The organism is Actibacterium sp. EMB200-NS6 (assembly GCF_001305615.1).
GTDB lineage: Bacteria > Pseudomonadota > Alphaproteobacteria > Rhodobacterales > Rhodobacteraceae > Actibacterium_A > Actibacterium_A naphthalenivorans.
Genome location: NZ_CP010871.1, coordinates 21,583 through 38,277 on the forward strand (window position 1 = coordinate 21,583; position 16,695 = coordinate 38,277).

Sequence of the window (16,695 nt, forward strand, 5' to 3'; positions counted from 1 at the left end):
GGCTCGGTGGGACGCGGACGCGGATGGTGGCGGCTGCGTGATGGCAAGGGTCATCCGGATCACTCCTTTCTGCTCATAGATGTGGATCGCACGGGGTCGGCCCGTTCGTGCCCTCAGCTCACGCTTCGGCAAGCACAAATACGGCTTCCACGGCGGAGCCGCGGACCCTCCGCATTTGCGCTTGCGACCGGGCCCCTTGCCCCCGTGCTGGGTGATCCCCATCGCAACAAGGAGTAACCCAAATGACCAACCACTACGTCGCCACCGTCCCCGTCAAGTTCACCGACACCGATGGCCAGGAGCGCACCCGTTTTCAGCGAGTGGGTGCGATGTTCCGCAACACCCGCAACGGGGACGGCTCGGAGTTCTTCAGCCTCAAGCTCGACTTCCCGGTCGCGGTCTCGGAGCTGGTGATGTTCCCGCCGAGCGCGAAGGATCCCCAGGATTAAATCCTCTGACGAGGATGGGCCGCTCCGGGACGATCTTGGGGCGGCCCGATCCCTGTTCCAGGGATGCCGGTCCCTGCGCGTTCAACGGACGCACTCCGCCCGGAATGATCAGGCCGCGACAGACCGGCCAGTCAGCCTCAAGGGGGCCATCCACAAAAACCTATCGGCCAGAGCCTCCCGGTTTTTGCGGCAGAGATTTGGCAAGCCAAATCTGGCCCTCCTTGACCCTGCCTGTCCGCCCTGTCGGTGAGGTTTGCGCCCGCCCGCGGTTCCGTCCGAACACGCATGTGTTCGGCCAGACCCTCGGGCGGGGCTGGCGGACGGGACCCCTAGGGCAGGTGGGTCGCCCGGTGGTGAGGGCGGCAGAGCCGCGTCCCTGCGGGCCGCGGGGGAAGCGGACACCAAGGCTGCCTGAGACTGAATGCTACGTAAGTATATAATTGACAGATAGGTATATTATCGTAAGGTAGGGGCAGCCTTGGTGGAAGGTGGCAGGAAATAGGGGGTCTTTCTTCCGCATGTCCCGAACGAAACGCCTGACAGAGATGGAGAAGATGCAGATCGTCCGCGAGGCCGCGGAGGGTGTGTCGACGTCCGAGCTGGCTGCGAGGTTCGGTGTTACATCGCGCGCCGTGCGCTACGTCTTGAAAGCCGATGCCGAGCGCCAGACGGATGCCGCGATCCCGGTCTCAGCGGTCAGTGTGAAGGTGACGGCCGCGGAGCTTGAAGCCCTCGACGCGGTGCTGGCGAAGGCCGGAATCGAGAGCCGGGCCGAAGGGCTGCGGCGGCTGATACAGGCGGCAGGCGGGGTGTTCGTTCCGGACGCGCAGATGGCAGCAGAGATGGCGCGCTACCGCGCCTCGCTGCACGAGGTCGGGAATGGGGTCGGGCAAATCGCCAAGCAGATGACGCGGGCCAACCGGCGGGGGCAGGGGGCCGTGGGGGGCACGAGTGCCGAGTTCACCGAACTGCGTCTTGCGCAGATGCGCGGGCTGGCGCGGTTCATTCTGGATTCTGCTGACGAGATCGATCTGCTTCTGCGCCGCCGTCGGGACGCAATGCAGCTGCAGGCCACGGCCGCGCTGAGGGAGTTTGCCCATGCGGCTGAATGATGCCGTCCATGCTGTCACGGGCGAGGTCTTTCGGGATGGCTGGAGCCGCGTCCGGGGCTCAATGCAGGGGCTGCACGTGGCCAAGCAGACCCAGCTTGCGCGCGCGGCAGCAGGCCACCGGCCAGCGGTCTTCAAGGCGATCAGAGGCGGGGGTACGCATACCAAATCGCAGCTCGCAAACCAGCTCGATTACCTCACCACCAAGTCCACACATATCGTGGACAGTAGCGGGTTCCTGGATGGCAAAGCGAAGCTCGAGGCGGGTGACATCAAGGACCTGACCGAGCGCTTTGCCAAACGGTGGGATGCGGGCTTCAAGCCCAAGCTGGGCCAGACCACCCACATGCTCATGTCCTTCCCCATCGGCACGCGCGGGGAGGATGTGCGCGACATTGCGACGGACGTGGCCGAGCGTTTCTTCCAGACCGACGCGGGGCATTTCGACTACATCATCGCGGTGCATGAGGACCGCGATCACCCGCATGCGCATCTGGTGCTGAACCGCCGCTCGCAGGAAGGCGAGTTCTTCTTTCTGGGGCGCAACCATCGCTTCAACTATGACGACTTCCGCCTCGCCATGGTCGAGGAGGCCGAGAAATACGGCGTGCGCCTCGAAGCCACGCGCCGGGTGGATCGCGGCGTGGTACATTACCCAGCCCGAACCAGCGAGGTTTATGCCGCGAAAGAAGAGGGTCGCGCGCCCCGCGAGCGGGAGCGTGTGGGGCAGGACCTGACCCGGACGCTGGCGGAGATCGCCAACACCAGAACCGTCTATCATTCGCTTGCCGCAGAGGCTTCCCGGGAGGCCCGGGAAGACATCGCCGCGGCACTCTTCCGCGCGGGCGAGGTGCTGGCGCATGGCGGGCAGGTGGACCGAACAGGAGATGTGTATATGGCCGAGGATCAAAGCTTCGAGGACCTCAGAAGCCTCTATGCGGAAAAGCTCGCGCGGGTGCAGGGCATGATCGCAGAGAAGTCTGACGCGGAACGTCCCGTGCTGGAAAAACGCCTCATCGAGATCCAGACGCAGGTCCAGCACATGCAGCCTCTCGGTTTGCGATCATCCACGCTGTCAGAGACCCCCTCGGAGGGCGGGATCTATTCCGAAGCCAATATCGACGCCAGCCAGCGCGAGCGTCTGGCAGAGCCCGATTTGAGATCGCGCATTGACGCGGCACTACACGGCACCGGGATCAGCACATCGGAAGTGGTGGCCCGGATCGAGACGGGCGCCTCAAATGCAGCGCTCGAGCATCAATGGATCGCCAATGATCTCTCCAAGATGGCCGAGGCGCGCGATCTGAACCTCGAACGCCGCGCCGATTTGGAACAGGCGCGCGACATTCTCAATGATGTGCATGTCGCGCTTGGCACGCTCCTGGAACGGGAGAACGTGCTGCGCCGGGATGGCGTCATGGAAGCGGAACCGGTCAGCGAGCGGTTCCATTATCACCGGGACGCGGTCCGGGCGATGGAAGGGACAATCCGTCAGGAGATGCGCGCAGACGGCCTGACAGTGCAGCAGATCGAGGACCGGGACTGGGAGGTTGTCTCACGGGCGGAGCGCCGGATCGAGACCGAGCAGCGCACGTATCTCGAAGCACACCCGGACCTGCTTGCACGCCCAGGCGATGTGATCGACCGGTCTGAGCCTTACAGGGAGACCATTACCGATGCGGCCCGCGCCAGCGAGATCACTCGCGAGGTCGACCGGATCATGGAGGGACGCGACGTCCGCACGCCCGTTGCAGATGCAGTCACGGATGACTTGCGCGCGCGCTATCCGGACATGCCGTCCCACCTCGCCCGTGGGCTCGGTGCGACCTATGCAGCCGTCGTCGAGATCCGGGACACGGAGGCCATCAATCAGGTCCGCCGCGAAACCGAGATGCGCGATGGGCTTGGGTCTGGAACGCGCGACACACTCCTCGCAGCCCGCGGTGAAACTGCTTCGCAGTCTGGCCGTACCGACCGCCTCGCAGACGAGATTGCGCGTGTCCTGGACCATGAGCGGGCGGGGGAGTTGTCCGCGCCCTTCGAGACCGAGGCGGAGCGGGACGCCTTCCGAACCGAGATCGCGCGGGTGCTGGATGACCGTCAACTTGAGCGGCTCACATCCGGTGATGCCGATGCGCTGGAAAAGGTTCTCGAGGACCGCCTCGACCGGCTCTATGTCGCCAAGGTCTATCTGCAATCCGATGCCGCGACGGCCAACACGGAGGCCTTGCGCCAGGTGGTCGATGATCTTGCCGACACCGAATATGAAAAACACCGCACCACAGACGTGGATGGCGAGACCGAGCGGGGACAGGTCCATTGAGCGCCGCCATGGGAAAAGCGCGGATCGCCACGGGCGTCCTGCTTGTGACGCTGGTGACCGGGGCCATGGGCTATACCATCGCCTCGGCGGTGCTGACTTACCAGGATCTCGGCTTTGGGGCCGAGATCGACTTTGCATATATCGCGCAGAACTATCTGGCGATCCTGGACCGCCGCCCGGAGGACGCGCAACTTATTCACCTGATCATCGGCAGCTTCGCCGCCGCCGGCCTGATGCTGAGCCTCGCCCTCTCGGGGTCCGCTCTGACAGGCTTTGGCCAGACCCATTGGCAGACCGCGCGCGAGATGAAGGCCAATGGGTTCTTCGGGGCGCCAGGGACCGGGTTCATCCTCGGCAAGCTGGGGACGCCGGGCTCCCGCGCCAATTACATTTGCTCGAAGGTTTTCCCGCATGCGCTGATCGTGGCGCCCACGGGCCGCGGCAAGACCACGGGCTTCGTCATTCCGAACCTGCTGACCTGGCAAGGCTCCGCCGTGACGCTCGATGTGAAGGGCGAGTGTTTCGAGGCCACGGCCCGGCATCGCGCAGCCCAAGGCGACAAGGTCTATCGCTTTGCCCCCACCGATTGGGAGGGCAAGCGCACGCACCGCTACAACCCGCTCCTGCGCATCTTTGAGCTGAAAGATCCCGCGCGCCAGCAGATGGAATTGCAGCTCCTGGCGACGCTCTTCCTGCAGAGCGACAATGACCGGGTGCAGGGCCTGCTCAAAGGCGGGATCGATCTCTTCGTGGCGGCGGGTCTCTTGGCCTTCCAGCGCAAGCGCCCGACCTTGGGCGAGATCTACCGCATTGCCGCGTCGGGGGGGAACAAGCAGAAGGAATACTTCGCCCGCGGCCACGAGGTGGATAACAGGGCCGCCAAGCTGATCTTCACGCGGCTGGCCTCGACCAACAACGATACGCTGACCTCCTATGTCTCGCTCCTGATGACCTCGGGGCTGGACCAGTGGCAGAACCCGGCCATCGATGAGGCGACGGCGGTGTCGGATTTTGATTTCCGCACGATCCGGAAAAAGCCCTTTTCGGTCTATCTCGTCGTCCAGCCGCTGATGGTGAAACCCCTCGCGCCCCTGATCCGGCTCTTCTTCTCCGATCTCCTCTCCGCCATGCAGGAAAAGGATCCCGGGCCGGATGAACCCTGGCCCGTGATGATCATGCTCGACGAGTTCAATCGTCTCGGCAAGATGCCCATCGTGGTCGAGAGCATCGAGACCCTGCGCACCTATCGCGGCCATTTGGCCGTGGTCACCCAAACCATCCCCGCCCTCGATGAAATCTATGGCGAGAACACCCGCCGCGCCTTGCAGGGCAACGCGGGCGTCAAGCTTTACCTGACGCCGTCGGATGAAAAAACCGTCGAAGAGCTGAGCAAGGCGGTCGGCAAGACCACGAAAACCGTCGTCACGCGCTCGCAGTCCATCGGCAAGAACCCCTTTGAAGGGCGCAGCCAATCCACACGGACCGAAGAAAGCTCTCTCCTGCCCGAAGATGAGGCGCGCCGCCTACCGCTCGACGAAATCGTCATGGTCATCGATGCCCAGATGCCCGTCCGCGCGAAGCGGATCCAATATTTTGACGATCGGCTGTTCAAGGCGATCCACGCGGCGCAATCAGGCGAGTTGCCGTTTCCGAAGCCGGGGGACAGGGGACCGCAGGGCACGCTGCCGCTGAGTGTGCGCGCCATGCCGATGACGCCGCCGTTGGATGTGCCAGGGGGAACAGAAGCCGATGTGGAGAGGGCAAGCCAGGCTGGCGATGGTCAACCGTCAGGCCAAGCCGACGCCGCTCCAAAGAAGACCGCGCCTGTCGTTCACGCCGTTATCGCCGAGGAACAGCGACAGATAGAGATGGATTTTGAGAGCCGGGTTGCAGATGCCGAGACAGTGGGCGTGGATGATGAGGCCCAGATGCGCTCTGCAGTCGATGGCTTGGACGACATGGAAGCGATGCTGCGGGAGGGGGATGGCGAAAAGCTGGTTGCTCGATAAGGAGGCGGGCATAGCGACCTGCGCGTAGCTTCCGTAACGCTGAATGTCACAAACGGTTCTCTGACTGCGGCTTTGTCAAGCGGGTGAGCGGTTTGTCCGTCCGGGGTCATGGTTCTCTCCGAGGTCGCGGGTTTCGCGCCTCATGATGGTGTTCGGTGGCGGATCGTCTCCAATGTCGTTTGCGGGGTAAGCGGCACGGGGCCGCGCCCAACCGTTTGTGCGAGATCAATCTTCCTCCGTCCCGTCGGGACTTCGCTCCCCGCTTCCGGGGCGCGAATTCAGATCAGGCAGCGGCCTCCTTCGCCCATTGATATTCGGTTTCGTTCTTCCAGAGTGTCAGCATGAGAACGGCGATCTTGCGTGCAGTCGCCACTGCCGCCTTGCGGAACCCGCGCCGTCCCGCGAGACGCACGGCCCAGCTTTTCAAGGCCGAGAGGCGTTTGACCTGACGAATGACGCAGGATGCCGCCTCGAACTGCAGTCCGCGCATCGCGCCGTCACCGCATTTGGAGACACGACCTGACCAGTCGATTTCACCGCCGAAATCCACGTCCGCATCGCACTCATGAACCGCTTCAACGCCCTCGGCACCGCCGAGATCGTCCGCGTGGCTTGAACCCGAAGGGGAAAGGGGAACTCACGCCTCAAGCCGCCTTTCTGCAACAATGCCATCACGTTGGCTGCCTTATAGAGCGCTGCTCGGAGCCCCGCATCCCCGGCCTTGGTAATTGCGCCTGCAATGGAGCGCTCCCCGGATTCGTCCCGACCGGGAGTCAGTCCAACCCAAGGACCGATATCGCGTGATCTCCGAAAGCGCGTGGGATCGTCGACCGCAGCCTGCAGCATCGTATTTCCAGCAGCCAGTTCCCTGATACGCACATCGTAGCGGACTTTTGAGACCGGCCCGATCTTCAGACCAAAGTTGCGCAACACACCACGCACCGACAGTTCCAGGTTTATCAGCGCATTCTGTATCGCTTTGCGCGCCGTTAGCAGCGCACGTGTTTCTTGAGCTGGAACCGACTTGCAATGCACTTCGCTGAACCAGCCCATTTGCAGAAGACGAGCGATGCCTTGTGCGACCCGTCGATCAGTCTTGATGGCGCACGCGTTCAGTGCCTTCTTTACCCGGCGCGTTTCCATCAAGACCACCGGCTGCCCAGCCTCGGATATGCCTTTGTGCAGCCATTGCGACAAGGGCCCGGCTTCTAGGCCGATCCCGGTGATTGCATAGGGCAGATCTTTAAAAAACGAGACCAGCGCTTCCGGCTCGCTGATTACGTCAGCTTCTTTCAATATCTTGCCGCGTTCACCAAGAACGCAAACAGCGGTGCTTGCCAGAGAGACGTCCAGCCCGATAAAGATTTCCATGTCGTTGTCCTCTTCGCTCGTAGAAATTGAGGCGCACCTTGTGGCAAAGCCTCGCAGACACACTTCATGCGTGTCATTGGGCAACGACACCCTGTCTACTACGCCGTAATCAAGCAAAACGGCTGAGATACGCGCCGGGCCCATTACGGTATCTCTCCAAAAACGGCGAATGCCACCCGCAGAGCCCGGGACGGCCACGGCGCGCGCGGCCGCCTCATGCGCGCTTCAACCCGCCGAACCGGCCCGGAACAGCAGAAAACCGTGATAAATCGAGGTGCCCTACAGTCGAATGTTGGGGGTCGACCTGGAGGCAGCCTGCCTCAGGTCACGCAGACCGCCGATATTCTGCGGGCGTGACGCCAACCATCTTGCGGAAGGTCCGGCAGAAATGACTTTGGTCTGAAAACCCGCAGTCAAGGGCCACCGCTTTCATCGCGATATTGCCCTTTCTCAACATCGACTTTGCACGTTCGATCCTCTTGCGGACAATGAAAGAGTGCGGTGGCTGACCAAACTCGGCCTTGAACTGCCTGGAAAAGTGGAAAGGGCTCAGCGCGACCGTGCTTGCCAGGCTTTCCAGACCGAAGTTCTCACATAGATGTTCCTCGACAAATTCGAGAATCCTGTGTCTCTGCCGTGCGCTGAAGACGGCGGGATTCACGTTCGGGAGATCGACCCTCGCGAACCGGCGCAACAGATGAACGGCGATCTGGGTTCGGACGGCGTCGACCAGAAGCTTCTGACCAGGACCACCATGCGCCATCTCATCCTCGAGAACCTGAAGGCACTGCGGAATGACCGTATCGACGCGGCGGAGGTGATCGTCGATCTCGATCGATGTCGGCTCGCGCTCGAAAACCTGTGCCGCGGTCTCGGCAAGGGAGTCGTGGCTGAAATAGATATGCTTCACGTCGATCGGCTTGTCCCAATGCCAGGTCGACTGCTCGGCCCGCGCCAGCAGGGACACGACGCCGCGCTCCACGGTCGCCGTTTGCCAGGGGCCGCCGCTGCGTCGCCGCATGGTCGATTTCCCGCCCTGGTAGACGACGATCATGTAGTCGCGCATCTCGGGGATGTCCGCTTCCTGCTCATCGTATTGGTAGCCCATCAGCGTGATGCCTTTCCAGCCGAGGCATGTGCTGTCGAGCGTCCTGTTTCCGGGTATCCACTGCGGGATCAGGTCTGGTGGTATCAGATTGTTCATGTTTTCCTCCCTCAGGGAAGAGGTGCCCTCCCCGGCACCCCCATGTTCGATCAGTCGGTGGCCGCCAATTCCTGCGCGTCGATCACGATGCCGGCCTGCAGTATCCGTCTTGATCAAGCGGATTTGGGTGTCAGACCCCTTGCACGAACGGCAAAGGCGGATGCTGAGCACATCTTGCGACCAGTATGGTTGTCTCGCGGCGGTTCCAAACGACAGACCCGACCACGGCATCTGTTGCTTCCCTGGCCGCCGCCAATCTTGTCGAGCGCCGTTTCGCCCCCGCTTCGCTGCAACGCACGCGCAGGATCGTTATTTTGCGGTGAAACCCCCGTCCACGGGAAGAGCGACGCCTGTGACGTAGGCAGAGTCGTCCGAGGCCAGCCAGAGGGCGGCCTGCGCCATGTCTTCGGGACGACCGAGCCGTTTCAACGGCACGGAATTGACCATCATTTCCTTGTTTCTGGCGGCCTCCTTCGGATCACCCTTCCGGCTGGTGAATTCGAAGGCCATCGGCGTCTCCGTCAGACCGGGACAGATCGCGTTCACGCGCACATTGTCGAGGGCGTAGGTCTGGCAGAGGGATTTGGTCAGGCCGACGACAGCGAATTTGGCTGCGGAGTAGAGTGGGCTCCACATCGACCCCACGAGTCCGGATATCGAGCTCGTGAAAATGATTGACCCGCCCCCGCGTTGACGCATGTGGCCCACCGCCTCGCCGGCGGCAATGACTGCGGCTTCGACATTTACGGCGAGCGACTTGCGAAACGCTGCCATATCCACTTGTTCGATGCCGCCCGGTCCGGGTATCCCCGCATGAGCCCAGAGAACATCAAGGCCGCCCAACGCCTTGACGGCGGCGTTAAGGCTGTCGCGTGCGCCGCTTTCCGTCGAAAGGTCGGCGGCGATGGTGATGATGTCGAAGCCTTTCTCCTTCATCTCCGCCTTGAGCGAAGCCAGTCCTTCCTCATTGAGGTCGATCGCCGCAACGCGCGCGCCCTCTTTCGAAAAAAGTTCCACGGCGGCCTTGCCCATGCCGGATGCGGCGGCGGTGATGACCGTAAGTTTGTTTGCGAGACGCATAATCTCTTCTCCTTCGCTTTTGTGTTTTACTGTGCTCGGGCATCGGAACCGACCGGTCCCGAAGTCGTCTCTCGAAGTTCAAGGCGGTCGCCCAGTCTCCCAAGGGCCGCGCGGCCATTTAGCCGTCGAACCCTGGTGGCGCTGTGTGTCTACCTACCATTTGCCAGACACCCGTCCATCAAGCTTTTTGGAAACCCGAGAGCCCCTCTGCGATCGACTTCTCGCATGCCTCGAGATACGAGGGCAGCCCTGCCGGATACATGAGCAGTTCACGCGGCTTGCCGGGGATGTTCGCGCCCATGTACCAGGAGTTGGCCTTGGGGAAGAGCGTCATGTCGGCCACCTCCAGACAGAACTTGCGCCATGCTTCCTCGGCGTCGGATTGAGCCTCGATCCGGGTCACGTCTTCGGCACGCAGATTTTCAAGGATCTTGACCATCACGCCTCCCTGTGCCTCGGCGCAGGTGGGACCATTGCAAAAGCCGCTCGGGCTTTGCGGGCCGTAGAGGAAGAACAGGTTCGGGAACCCCTTCGTGGCCATTCCCAGCTGGGTGCGCACGCCATCGCTCCACTTCTCGCCAATCGTGCGGCCGTCAACCCCCTTTATGTCCAGCGAGGTCAAGCCGCCGGACACCGCATCGAAACCTGTCGCCAGGACGATCACGTCGAACTCGTACTCGCGTTCGCTGGTCTTGATCCCCTTCTCGGTGAAGCACTCGATTGTCTCGCGCTTCAGATCGACCACATCGACATTGTCCCGTTGTACGACTTCATAGAAGTTCTGCTCCAGCGACGGACGCTTGACGCCGTAGGGATGCGGCGGCTCTTTCGGTGCGTAGATCTCGGCAAGCCTGGGATCCTTGATCCGCGCCAGAACCTTCTTGCGCCAGAAGTCATACTGTGCGCGGTTGGACTTCTCGTCGAAGATAACGTCCTTGAAGTTGTTCAGCCACCACCAGAAGCCACCGCGCTGCCAGATGCGCTCGAATACTTCTTCACGGTCCTCGTCCGCGATATCGAAGACACCCCAAGGGGAAAAATCGTAGTTGAAGCTGCCGAACGTCTTGAGTCGCACTGCCATGTCGGCAGGCATGTCGCGCCACATCTCCTCGTTGTCGGTTTCGCTCATCGTTCGCTGCCACATCGGAATGGCCAGGCAGGGTGTGCGAACGAAATGCGTCAGGTGGCTGGATTCCGGGGCCGTCTCCTGCACGACCTGAACCCCGCTTGCGCCCATGCCGATCACGGCGACGCGCTTGCCGGTCAGATCGGCGCCTTCCTGAGGCCAGAGTCCGGTATGATGGGTCTCGCCCCTGAAGCTCTCGAGCCCCTTGAAAGCCGGAATATATGGTTTGGCCGCGAATCCGGTGCAGAGGACGAAGAAGCGCGCCACGAAATCCCGACCGCCCTCGGTGTGGATCGTCCATTTGCGGCTGGTCTCGTCGAACTCGGCGCCGGTCACGCGCGTGTCGAGCATGACGTCCTTGCGCAGATCCCACCTTGAATCGACATGGTCGAAATACTCGCGGAGTTCCTGCCAATCCGGATAGAGTTCCTTGAACGCCCAGTCTTTCCACAACGCGGGATCCGAGTACTGATAAAGCGCCCCGTGGCTATCCACGCGCGCGCCGGGATAGCGGTTCCAGTGCCAGATGCCGCCGATATCCGAACCAGCCTCGAGGAGCTTCACTTTGAAGCCCTTCTCGCGAAGCTTGTGAAGTTGATACAAACCAGCGAAGCCGGCGCCTACCACGACAACGTCCAACTCGCCCTCGCCCATTTCGAGCTTCGTGTTCGAGTGCACTTTTTCGGCAATGTTCATTTGCGTCCTCCCATGATTTTCGTGGCGCCCGGACGAATCGTCTTCGCCCGGATCGCGCGATTGGTACAATCTTCCCTATGCGACTCAGCTCAGACCAAGCTTCGGACGAACCCACTCGGCCATGCGCTTGATTGCATCGTCGGCTTCAGGCGCGGTTCCCGCGAGAAACTGGAAGACATGCTGCATGTCGGGGAAAACATCGATCTTGACGTCCGCGCCCGCTTCCTTCGCCCGCTCCGCTATGCGCCGGCTGTCGTCGAGAAGAGTCTCGGCGTCTCCGACCGTGAGGTATATCGGCGGGAATTTCGAATAGTCGGTGTAAAGCGGATTTGCCAAAGGATCCTTCGGATCGCCCTTCTCACCGATGAAAAGACTGCCCAGGTTCCTGGTGGTGTCGCGCGAAACCAGCGCATCCCTGTCCTTGTTCGTTTCGTAGGTCTCGCCCGAGAGATCCATTCCGGCCCAGGGGGACATCGGCATGGTCGCCACCGGAAGCGGCAACCCCTTTTCCCGCGCGGCGGCGATTGTGGTGAGCGCAAGCGCGCCGCCGGCCGAGTCGCCCGTCAACGCGATATGCTCCGGCTTCAACCCCCCGCACTCCAGCAACCAGCGATAGGCGGTGACCATGTCATTGACAGGACCGGGATGCGGATTCTCGGGGGAGCGCCGGTAATCGACGATCAGCGCCCGGCAGCCGACCGCCTTGGCGATATGGCCAAAGAGCTTGCGGTGGGAGTACATCGAGCCGACGACATAACCGCCACCATGCGAGCAAAGCAGAACGCGATCATGCACGGCACCGTGGGGGATCGCCCACATCGCCGGGATCCCTTCGACCGCGATCTCCTGGTAGTCGACGCGCGTCGGATCGGCGGTCACGTCGCCCCAATGGCCGAACAGACGCCGGATTTCTTCAAGCTCCATGTCGGGCTTGGCCGTCATTGCGGTGACCCACGACCGGTAGAGATCGGCGAGCGCTTCAGATTCCTTGCTTGGCATATCGTACTTCCTTCCCTTGGTTGGTAAATGGCCGGTCCCCGGATGGGGATTCCTCGCCTGGAGTTGACAAGAGCGCGACGGACGTCGCTGTTGCGGAGGCTATGCAGCCTCGCGGACAGGCCCAAGGCCGGTGCGGGTGGCGCCCCCGGCCTGATGGGTCTGCGTGACGTGCACGGCATCGGGGAAACAGATCATTCCGCCTGTCATTCCGCCCGCGTGATCGCGCGCGACGCCATGTACGCCGAGGGCCCCGAAAACACCCGTGCTCCGGGTGCTGATCCCGCCTTCGGCGAGCGCAACGCTGCTCGCCTTCTCCGGCGAAAGCGGACCGCAATCCACCACCTTCATTTCAGTGTTTGCCATGCTACCGTTCCTCCTCCGCTCAGGTATTACCGCCCCGAGACAGCCCCCCTGGCCTGCTGCGACAATGCGCCTGAGCAACCGACGGCCCAGTCCACCTTCCCGCTCCCAGCTTTCCTCCAAAGCTGCCAGCGGGGCTCCCCATTTTGACATTTTCAAGCTTATAGGCGAATGGCGCCCTGTCAATGAAATTGTACTTCATCAAATGAAATGCTACATAAGATCGAGGCCTGTCGCCTATCCCCGAACCGGGAACAAATGTGCGACGAGCACGCGATGCCGAGCGACTGATGATGTGCGCGCGAGGTGTCGGGCGCCGCAAACCAGGCCATTGCAATGCTCGTGAGGGGGTGCGGCGTGGCTGGACTTTCAACGCCCGCCGTCAGCGCATTTGTGCAAGAGACGCCTGAAGCATGATCTTGCTGCGATGCCCGCCCCAATCTGGATGGGGCGGGCCTTTTGACATTGATTTCCGAAGACTTTCGAAACCTTCTCAGGGTTGCATCATGATTCCCGTGCGGTGACCAGGAACGGTGTCAGGTAAGCGCCTATGCCTTCCATCCCCCCTTCCGACCCCATTCCGCTGTCAAGCACACCACCGAAAGGTGTCTCGGGCATCGCCAGGGCGAAATGATTGACGCCCAGCATCCCGGCCTTGATGCCGGAAACGATGCGATGCCGCGTTAGCGAATCTCCGGTGAAGGCATAGGACGCGAGTCCGACCGGCATCCGATTCGCTTCTGCCAGCGCGGCGTCAATATCTTCAACCTTTGCCACCAGAGCCAGCGGGCCGAAGGGCTCTTCGTTCATGGCGCGCATGTCGGCCGTCATGTCCGCCAGTACGGTGGGGGCAAAGAACCAGCCCTGATTTCCGATCCGTGCACCGCCCGCAGCGACGCGAGCGCCCTTGGACACGGCGTCATCGTACAGCTCTTGCACTTTGGTCATCTGCGCTGGGGTTGTCAGCGGCCCCATGGCTGTCTTCGGGTCTGCCCCGTTGCCGACAGTGATTTTCCCAGCCGCTTCGGCCATACCTGAAACGAAGTCGTCATAGAGAGGGGCCTCGACCAGAAACCGCGTTGGCGAAACGCAGACCTGCCCCGCATTTCGGAACTTCCACTCTGCCGCCAGCGGAACCAACTGGGACAGATCGGCATCGCGGGCAACGATCACCGGTGCGTGGCCGCCCAGTTCCATGGTGACTTTCTTGAGTTCATGGCCGGCGGCGCTGGCGAGCAGACGCCCGACGCGGATGGACCCGGTCAGGGAAATCTTGCGGATCTCCGGCGCCTTGATCAGCGTGTCGGAAATTTCCGCCGGATCGCCCCAGATCAACCCGATGGCCTTGGGCGGCAATCCCGCGTCAAGCAGCGCCCGGCAGATGCGCCAGGCCGTCATCGGCGTTTCCTCCGCCGGCTTCAGGACCACGGAACAGCCCGCCGCCAGCGCCGGCGCAAGTTTCTGCATCACCGTGAAGGCGGGGAAGTTCCAGGGTGTAAAGGCCGCGACCGGCCCGACGGGCCGTTGATGCACGGCCCATGTCATGTTTTCCGTCCGCGACGGGACAAGGCGGCCATAGGTGCGGCGACCCTCTTCGGCGCACCAATCCAGAGTGTCGGCGGAAATCATCCATTCGCCCCGCGCCTGCGCCAGGGGCTTGCCCTGCTCACGGGTCATGTCGGCGGCGGCGGCGTCCGCCTGTTCCCGCATGATCGCTGCGGCAGCGCGCAGGATCTTGCCTCGTTCAAAGGGTGAAACGGCGGACCACTCGGCAAAGCCCTCGGCGGCAAGTCGCGCCGCCTCGATCGCCTCGGCCCGGCCCGCTTTGGGGATTTGGGCGATTTCGGTTTCGGTCGCCGGGTCCATCAACGGTAACGTTCCCAGGGTTCCCGTGTCCCGGGCCTCTCCGTTCAGGATGAAGGTGGGGTGAGTCATTGTCATTTCCTCCCTTGATTTGGCTCTGGCAAAGAGATTGCTCCCGTCGCGGAAAGCCGCTGGATTTCAGTGTCGTCGAGCCCCAGACCACGCAATATCGCCGAACCATCAGCCCCAAGCGCCGGTGGTGCGCGCCGGATCGTGGCAGGCGAGGCGGTCATGATCGGTGGAAACCGGACCTGTGGCGTGTCCTGTCCGGCAGGGGTGGCGACGGGCACGACCATGCCGCGCGCCTGCACCTGCGGGTCGGCAAAAACCTCCGGGATGCGGTTGATCGGTCCGCCCGGCACTCGGGCAGCCTCCATCGCGGCAAGAAGGTCAGGGCTGTTCCAGCCGGAGATCTCGCGTTCAAGTTCCGGCTCCAGCGTCGCGCGGTTGCGATTGCGCAGTTCATTGGTCAGATAGTCGGGGTGTCCAGCCAGGTCGGCCCGGCCCAGCACCCGGCACAGCGCAACAAACTGTTTGTCGTTGCCCACGGCAACGATGACATGCCCGTCAGCCGTCGCAAAGGCGCGGTAGGGCACGACATTGGGATGTGAATTGCCCATGGGGCGAGGTGTCACGCCACCGATAAGCCAGTTCATCCCCTGATTGGCCAGAATGGCGACAGATGTATCCAGCAGGGCGCAATCGATGTACTGCCCTTCACCGGAGCGTTCGCGGTGGTGCAGGGCGGCCTGAATGGCGATGGTGGCGTAGAGGCCGGTAAAGATATCTATGACCGGCAAGCCGACCTTCACCGGGTCGTCGGCAGATTTGCCGGTGACGCTCATCAGTCCGCCCATGCCCTGCACCAGAAAATCATAGCCGCCGCGCCCGGCATAGGGTCCGGTCTGGCCGAACCCTGTAACGGAACAATAGATCAGCCGCGGATTGATCGCGCGCAAGCTGTCATAGTCCAGCCCGTAACGCGCCAGATCGCCGGTCTTGAAATTCTCGACCAGGATATCCGCCTCGCGGGCCATGCGCCTGATGAGCGCCGACCCCTCGGGCAGGGCCATGTCAATGGCGATTGACTGCTTGTTGCGGTTGCAGGTCAGGTAATAGGCCGAAAACTGCTCTCCGCCCAGCTCGGCCGAAGGCGGCCCCCAGGCGCGCGTGTCATCGCCCGCGCCGGGTCGTTCGACCTTGATCACCTCGGCCCCCAGATCGCCCAGAATCTGCGTGGCCCAGGGTCCCGCCAGAACCCGAGAAAGATCGAGCACCCGGATCCCGTCAAGCGCGCCGGTCATGATCTGGATTTCTCGATGCGCGCGCGCATGGCCGCAAGCGCCCTGGTGTAGTCATCTGTTTCATGTGCAAGGGCCTGCATGGCCGATGACAGCTCCAGCGTGACGGACAGATCACGGTTATAGGCCTGACGCAGCAGCCGGCGGGTCATGCGCACGGCGTGAGGCGGATTGGCGGCAATGCGTCCGGCAATGGCGCGCGCCTCGGTCATCAGCGCGTCGTCCGGAACCACGCGGCTGACCAGCCCATAGCTCAGCGCGGTTTGCGCATCAATCGTGTCGCCGGTCAGCGCCATTTCCGAGGCGCGCGCAAAGCCCACAACGCGCGGCAGCAGCCACGCGCCGCCATCGCCCGGCACGATGCCGATGCGGACAAAACTTTCGGCGAACGTCGCAGACGCGCCGGCGATGCGCAGGTCGCACATCAATGTCAGATCACAACCGGCACCGACTGCGGGGCCATTGACCGCGGCGACGATGGGCAGGTCGCAATCCTCGAAGGCAAGCGGCAGCCGTTGAATCCCGGCCCGGTAGTTGCGCCGCGTGATCGCCGGAACCTTGTCCACCAGCCCTTGCCCCGGCGACATCGACTTGATGTTCCCGCCCGAGGAAAAGACGGGCCCCGCCCCCGTCAGCACAATCACCCGGGCCTCCGGATCAGCCTGCACTTCGGTCAGCGCGGCAAGAATCGCCTCGATCATCGGTAATTCCGAAATGGCGTTGCGGGTTGCCGGCGCGTTGAGCGTCATGGTCACAATGCCCGCCGCGTCACGCTTTGTCGTTACAAGTGTCATGTTCTCTTCCC

12 protein-coding genes and 1 pseudogene are annotated in these 16,695 nt (G+C 62.5%); 4 read left to right on the forward strand and 9 right to left on the reverse strand.

What is annotated here, in order from left to right; translation table 11 throughout:
• The first annotated feature begins 242 nt into the window (after positions 1-242).
• The 4 genes from TQ29_RS18725 (at position 243) to TQ29_RS18740 (ending at position 5,890) form a co-directional block, all read left to right on the forward strand.
• A complete protein-coding gene (locus TQ29_RS18725) occupies positions 243-449 on the forward strand; it encodes a hypothetical protein (RefSeq protein ID WP_007120662.1) in 207 nt (68 codons plus the stop codon).
• A gap of 518 nt (positions 450-967) precedes the next feature.
• Positions 968-1,561 carry a helix-turn-helix domain-containing protein gene (locus TQ29_RS18730; protein ID WP_054540638.1) on the forward strand — a complete coding sequence of 198 codons (594 nt, stop codon included), beginning with the start codon at positions 968-970 and terminating at the stop codon, positions 1,559-1,561.
• Complete coding sequence (locus TQ29_RS18735) at positions 1,548-3,881, forward strand: relaxase/mobilization nuclease domain-containing protein (protein WP_054540639.1); 2,334 nt, start codon at positions 1,548-1,550, stop codon at positions 3,879-3,881. Before TQ29_RS18730 ends, TQ29_RS18735 begins: the two co-directional genes overlap by 14 nt.
• A gap of 8 nt (positions 3,882-3,889) precedes the next feature.
• Positions 3,890-5,890: a type IV secretory system conjugative DNA transfer family protein gene (locus tag TQ29_RS18740; protein ID WP_054540640.1), complete on the forward strand. Its 2,001-nt coding sequence runs from the start codon at positions 3,890-3,892 to the stop codon at positions 5,888-5,890.
• A gap of 678 nt (positions 5,891-6,568) precedes the next feature.
• On the opposite strand, the pseudogene TQ29_RS18745 reads toward TQ29_RS18740, so the two are convergent.
• The 9 genes and pseudogenes from TQ29_RS18745 to TQ29_RS18785 all read right to left on the reverse strand — a co-directional run.
• Positions 6,569-7,405: pseudogene (locus TQ29_RS18745) on the reverse strand (transposase); the annotation flags it as partial.
• 181 nt (positions 7,406-7,586) lie between these two features.
• Positions 7,587-8,465: an AraC family transcriptional regulator gene (locus TQ29_RS18750; protein WP_054540642.1), complete on the reverse strand. Its 879-nt coding sequence runs from the start codon at positions 8,463-8,465 to the stop codon at positions 7,587-7,589.
• Positions 8,466-8,774: 309 nt separating this feature from the next.
• Complete coding sequence (locus TQ29_RS18755; RefSeq protein WP_054540643.1) at positions 8,775-9,545, reverse strand: SDR family NAD(P)-dependent oxidoreductase; 771 nt, start codon at positions 9,543-9,545, stop codon at positions 8,775-8,777.
• A gap of 178 nt (positions 9,546-9,723) precedes the next feature.
• The gene (locus tag TQ29_RS18760; protein ID WP_054540644.1) at positions 9,724-11,367 is read right to left on the reverse strand and encodes an NAD(P)/FAD-dependent oxidoreductase; all 1,644 of its coding nucleotides are present in this window, start codon (positions 11,365-11,367) and stop codon (positions 9,724-9,726) included.
• 84 nt (positions 11,368-11,451) lie between these two features.
• A complete protein-coding gene (locus tag TQ29_RS18765; RefSeq protein ID WP_054540645.1) occupies positions 11,452-12,366 on the reverse strand; it encodes an alpha/beta hydrolase in 915 nt (304 codons plus the stop codon).
• Between the two features lie 99 nt (positions 12,367-12,465).
• Positions 12,466-12,729 (reverse strand): hypothetical protein, encoded by a 264-nt coding sequence (locus tag TQ29_RS18770; protein WP_054540646.1) that lies wholly within the window; start codon positions 12,727-12,729, stop codon positions 12,466-12,468.
• A gap of 501 nt (positions 12,730-13,230) precedes the next feature.
• Positions 13,231-14,661: an NAD-dependent succinate-semialdehyde dehydrogenase gene (locus TQ29_RS18775; protein WP_054540647.1), complete on the reverse strand. Its 1,431-nt coding sequence runs from the start codon at positions 14,659-14,661 to the stop codon at positions 13,231-13,233.
• 2 nt (positions 14,662-14,663) lie between these two features.
• Complete coding sequence (locus tag TQ29_RS18780) at positions 14,664-15,893, reverse strand: CaiB/BaiF CoA-transferase family protein (protein ID WP_054540648.1); 1,230 nt, start codon at positions 15,891-15,893, stop codon at positions 14,664-14,666.
• Positions 15,890-16,684: a crotonase/enoyl-CoA hydratase family protein gene (locus tag TQ29_RS18785; RefSeq protein ID WP_054540649.1), complete on the reverse strand. Its 795-nt coding sequence runs from the start codon at positions 16,682-16,684 to the stop codon at positions 15,890-15,892. The genes TQ29_RS18780 and TQ29_RS18785 overlap by 4 nt, the downstream gene beginning before the upstream one ends.
• Between the last annotated feature and the right edge of the window lie 11 nt (positions 16,685-16,695).

What these genes read in the sequence shown, in the direction of transcription:
- TQ29_RS18785 (WP_054540649.1), bottom strand. Translation starts at nt 16,684, where the DNA reads ATGACACTTGTAACGACAAAGCGTGACGCGGCGGGCATTGTGACCATG.
- TQ29_RS18730 (WP_054540638.1), top strand. Translation starts at nt 968, where the DNA reads ATGTCCCGAACGAAACGCCTGACAGAGATGGAGAAGATGCAGATCGTC.
- TQ29_RS18735 (WP_054540639.1), top strand. Translation starts at nt 1,548, where the DNA reads ATGCGGCTGAATGATGCCGTCCATGCTGTCACGGGCGAGGTCTTTCGG.
- TQ29_RS18775 (WP_054540647.1), bottom strand. Translation starts at nt 14,661, where the DNA reads ATGACTCACCCCACCTTCATCCTGAACGGAGAGGCCCGGGACACGGGA.
- TQ29_RS18725 (WP_007120662.1), top strand. Translation starts at nt 243, where the DNA reads ATGACCAACCACTACGTCGCCACCGTCCCCGTCAAGTTCACCGACACC.
- TQ29_RS18755 (WP_054540643.1), bottom strand. Translation starts at nt 9,545, where the DNA reads ATGCGTCTCGCAAACAAACTTACGGTCATCACCGCCGCCGCATCCGGC.
- TQ29_RS18740 (WP_054540640.1), top strand. Translation starts at nt 3,890, where the DNA reads ATGGGAAAAGCGCGGATCGCCACGGGCGTCCTGCTTGTGACGCTGGTG.
- TQ29_RS18750 (WP_054540642.1), bottom strand. Translation starts at nt 8,465, where the DNA reads ATGAACAATCTGATACCACCAGACCTGATCCCGCAGTGGATACCCGGA.
- TQ29_RS18770 (WP_054540646.1), bottom strand. Translation starts at nt 12,729, where the DNA reads ATGGCAAACACTGAAATGAAGGTGGTGGATTGCGGTCCGCTTTCGCCG.
- TQ29_RS18760 (WP_054540644.1), bottom strand. Translation starts at nt 11,367, where the DNA reads ATGAACATTGCCGAAAAAGTGCACTCGAACACGAAGCTCGAAATGGGC.
- TQ29_RS18780 (WP_054540648.1), bottom strand. Translation starts at nt 15,893, where the DNA reads ATGACCGGCGCGCTTGACGGGATCCGGGTGCTCGATCTTTCTCGGGTT.
- TQ29_RS18765 (WP_054540645.1), bottom strand. Translation starts at nt 12,366, where the DNA reads ATGCCAAGCAAGGAATCTGAAGCGCTCGCCGATCTCTACCGGTCGTGG.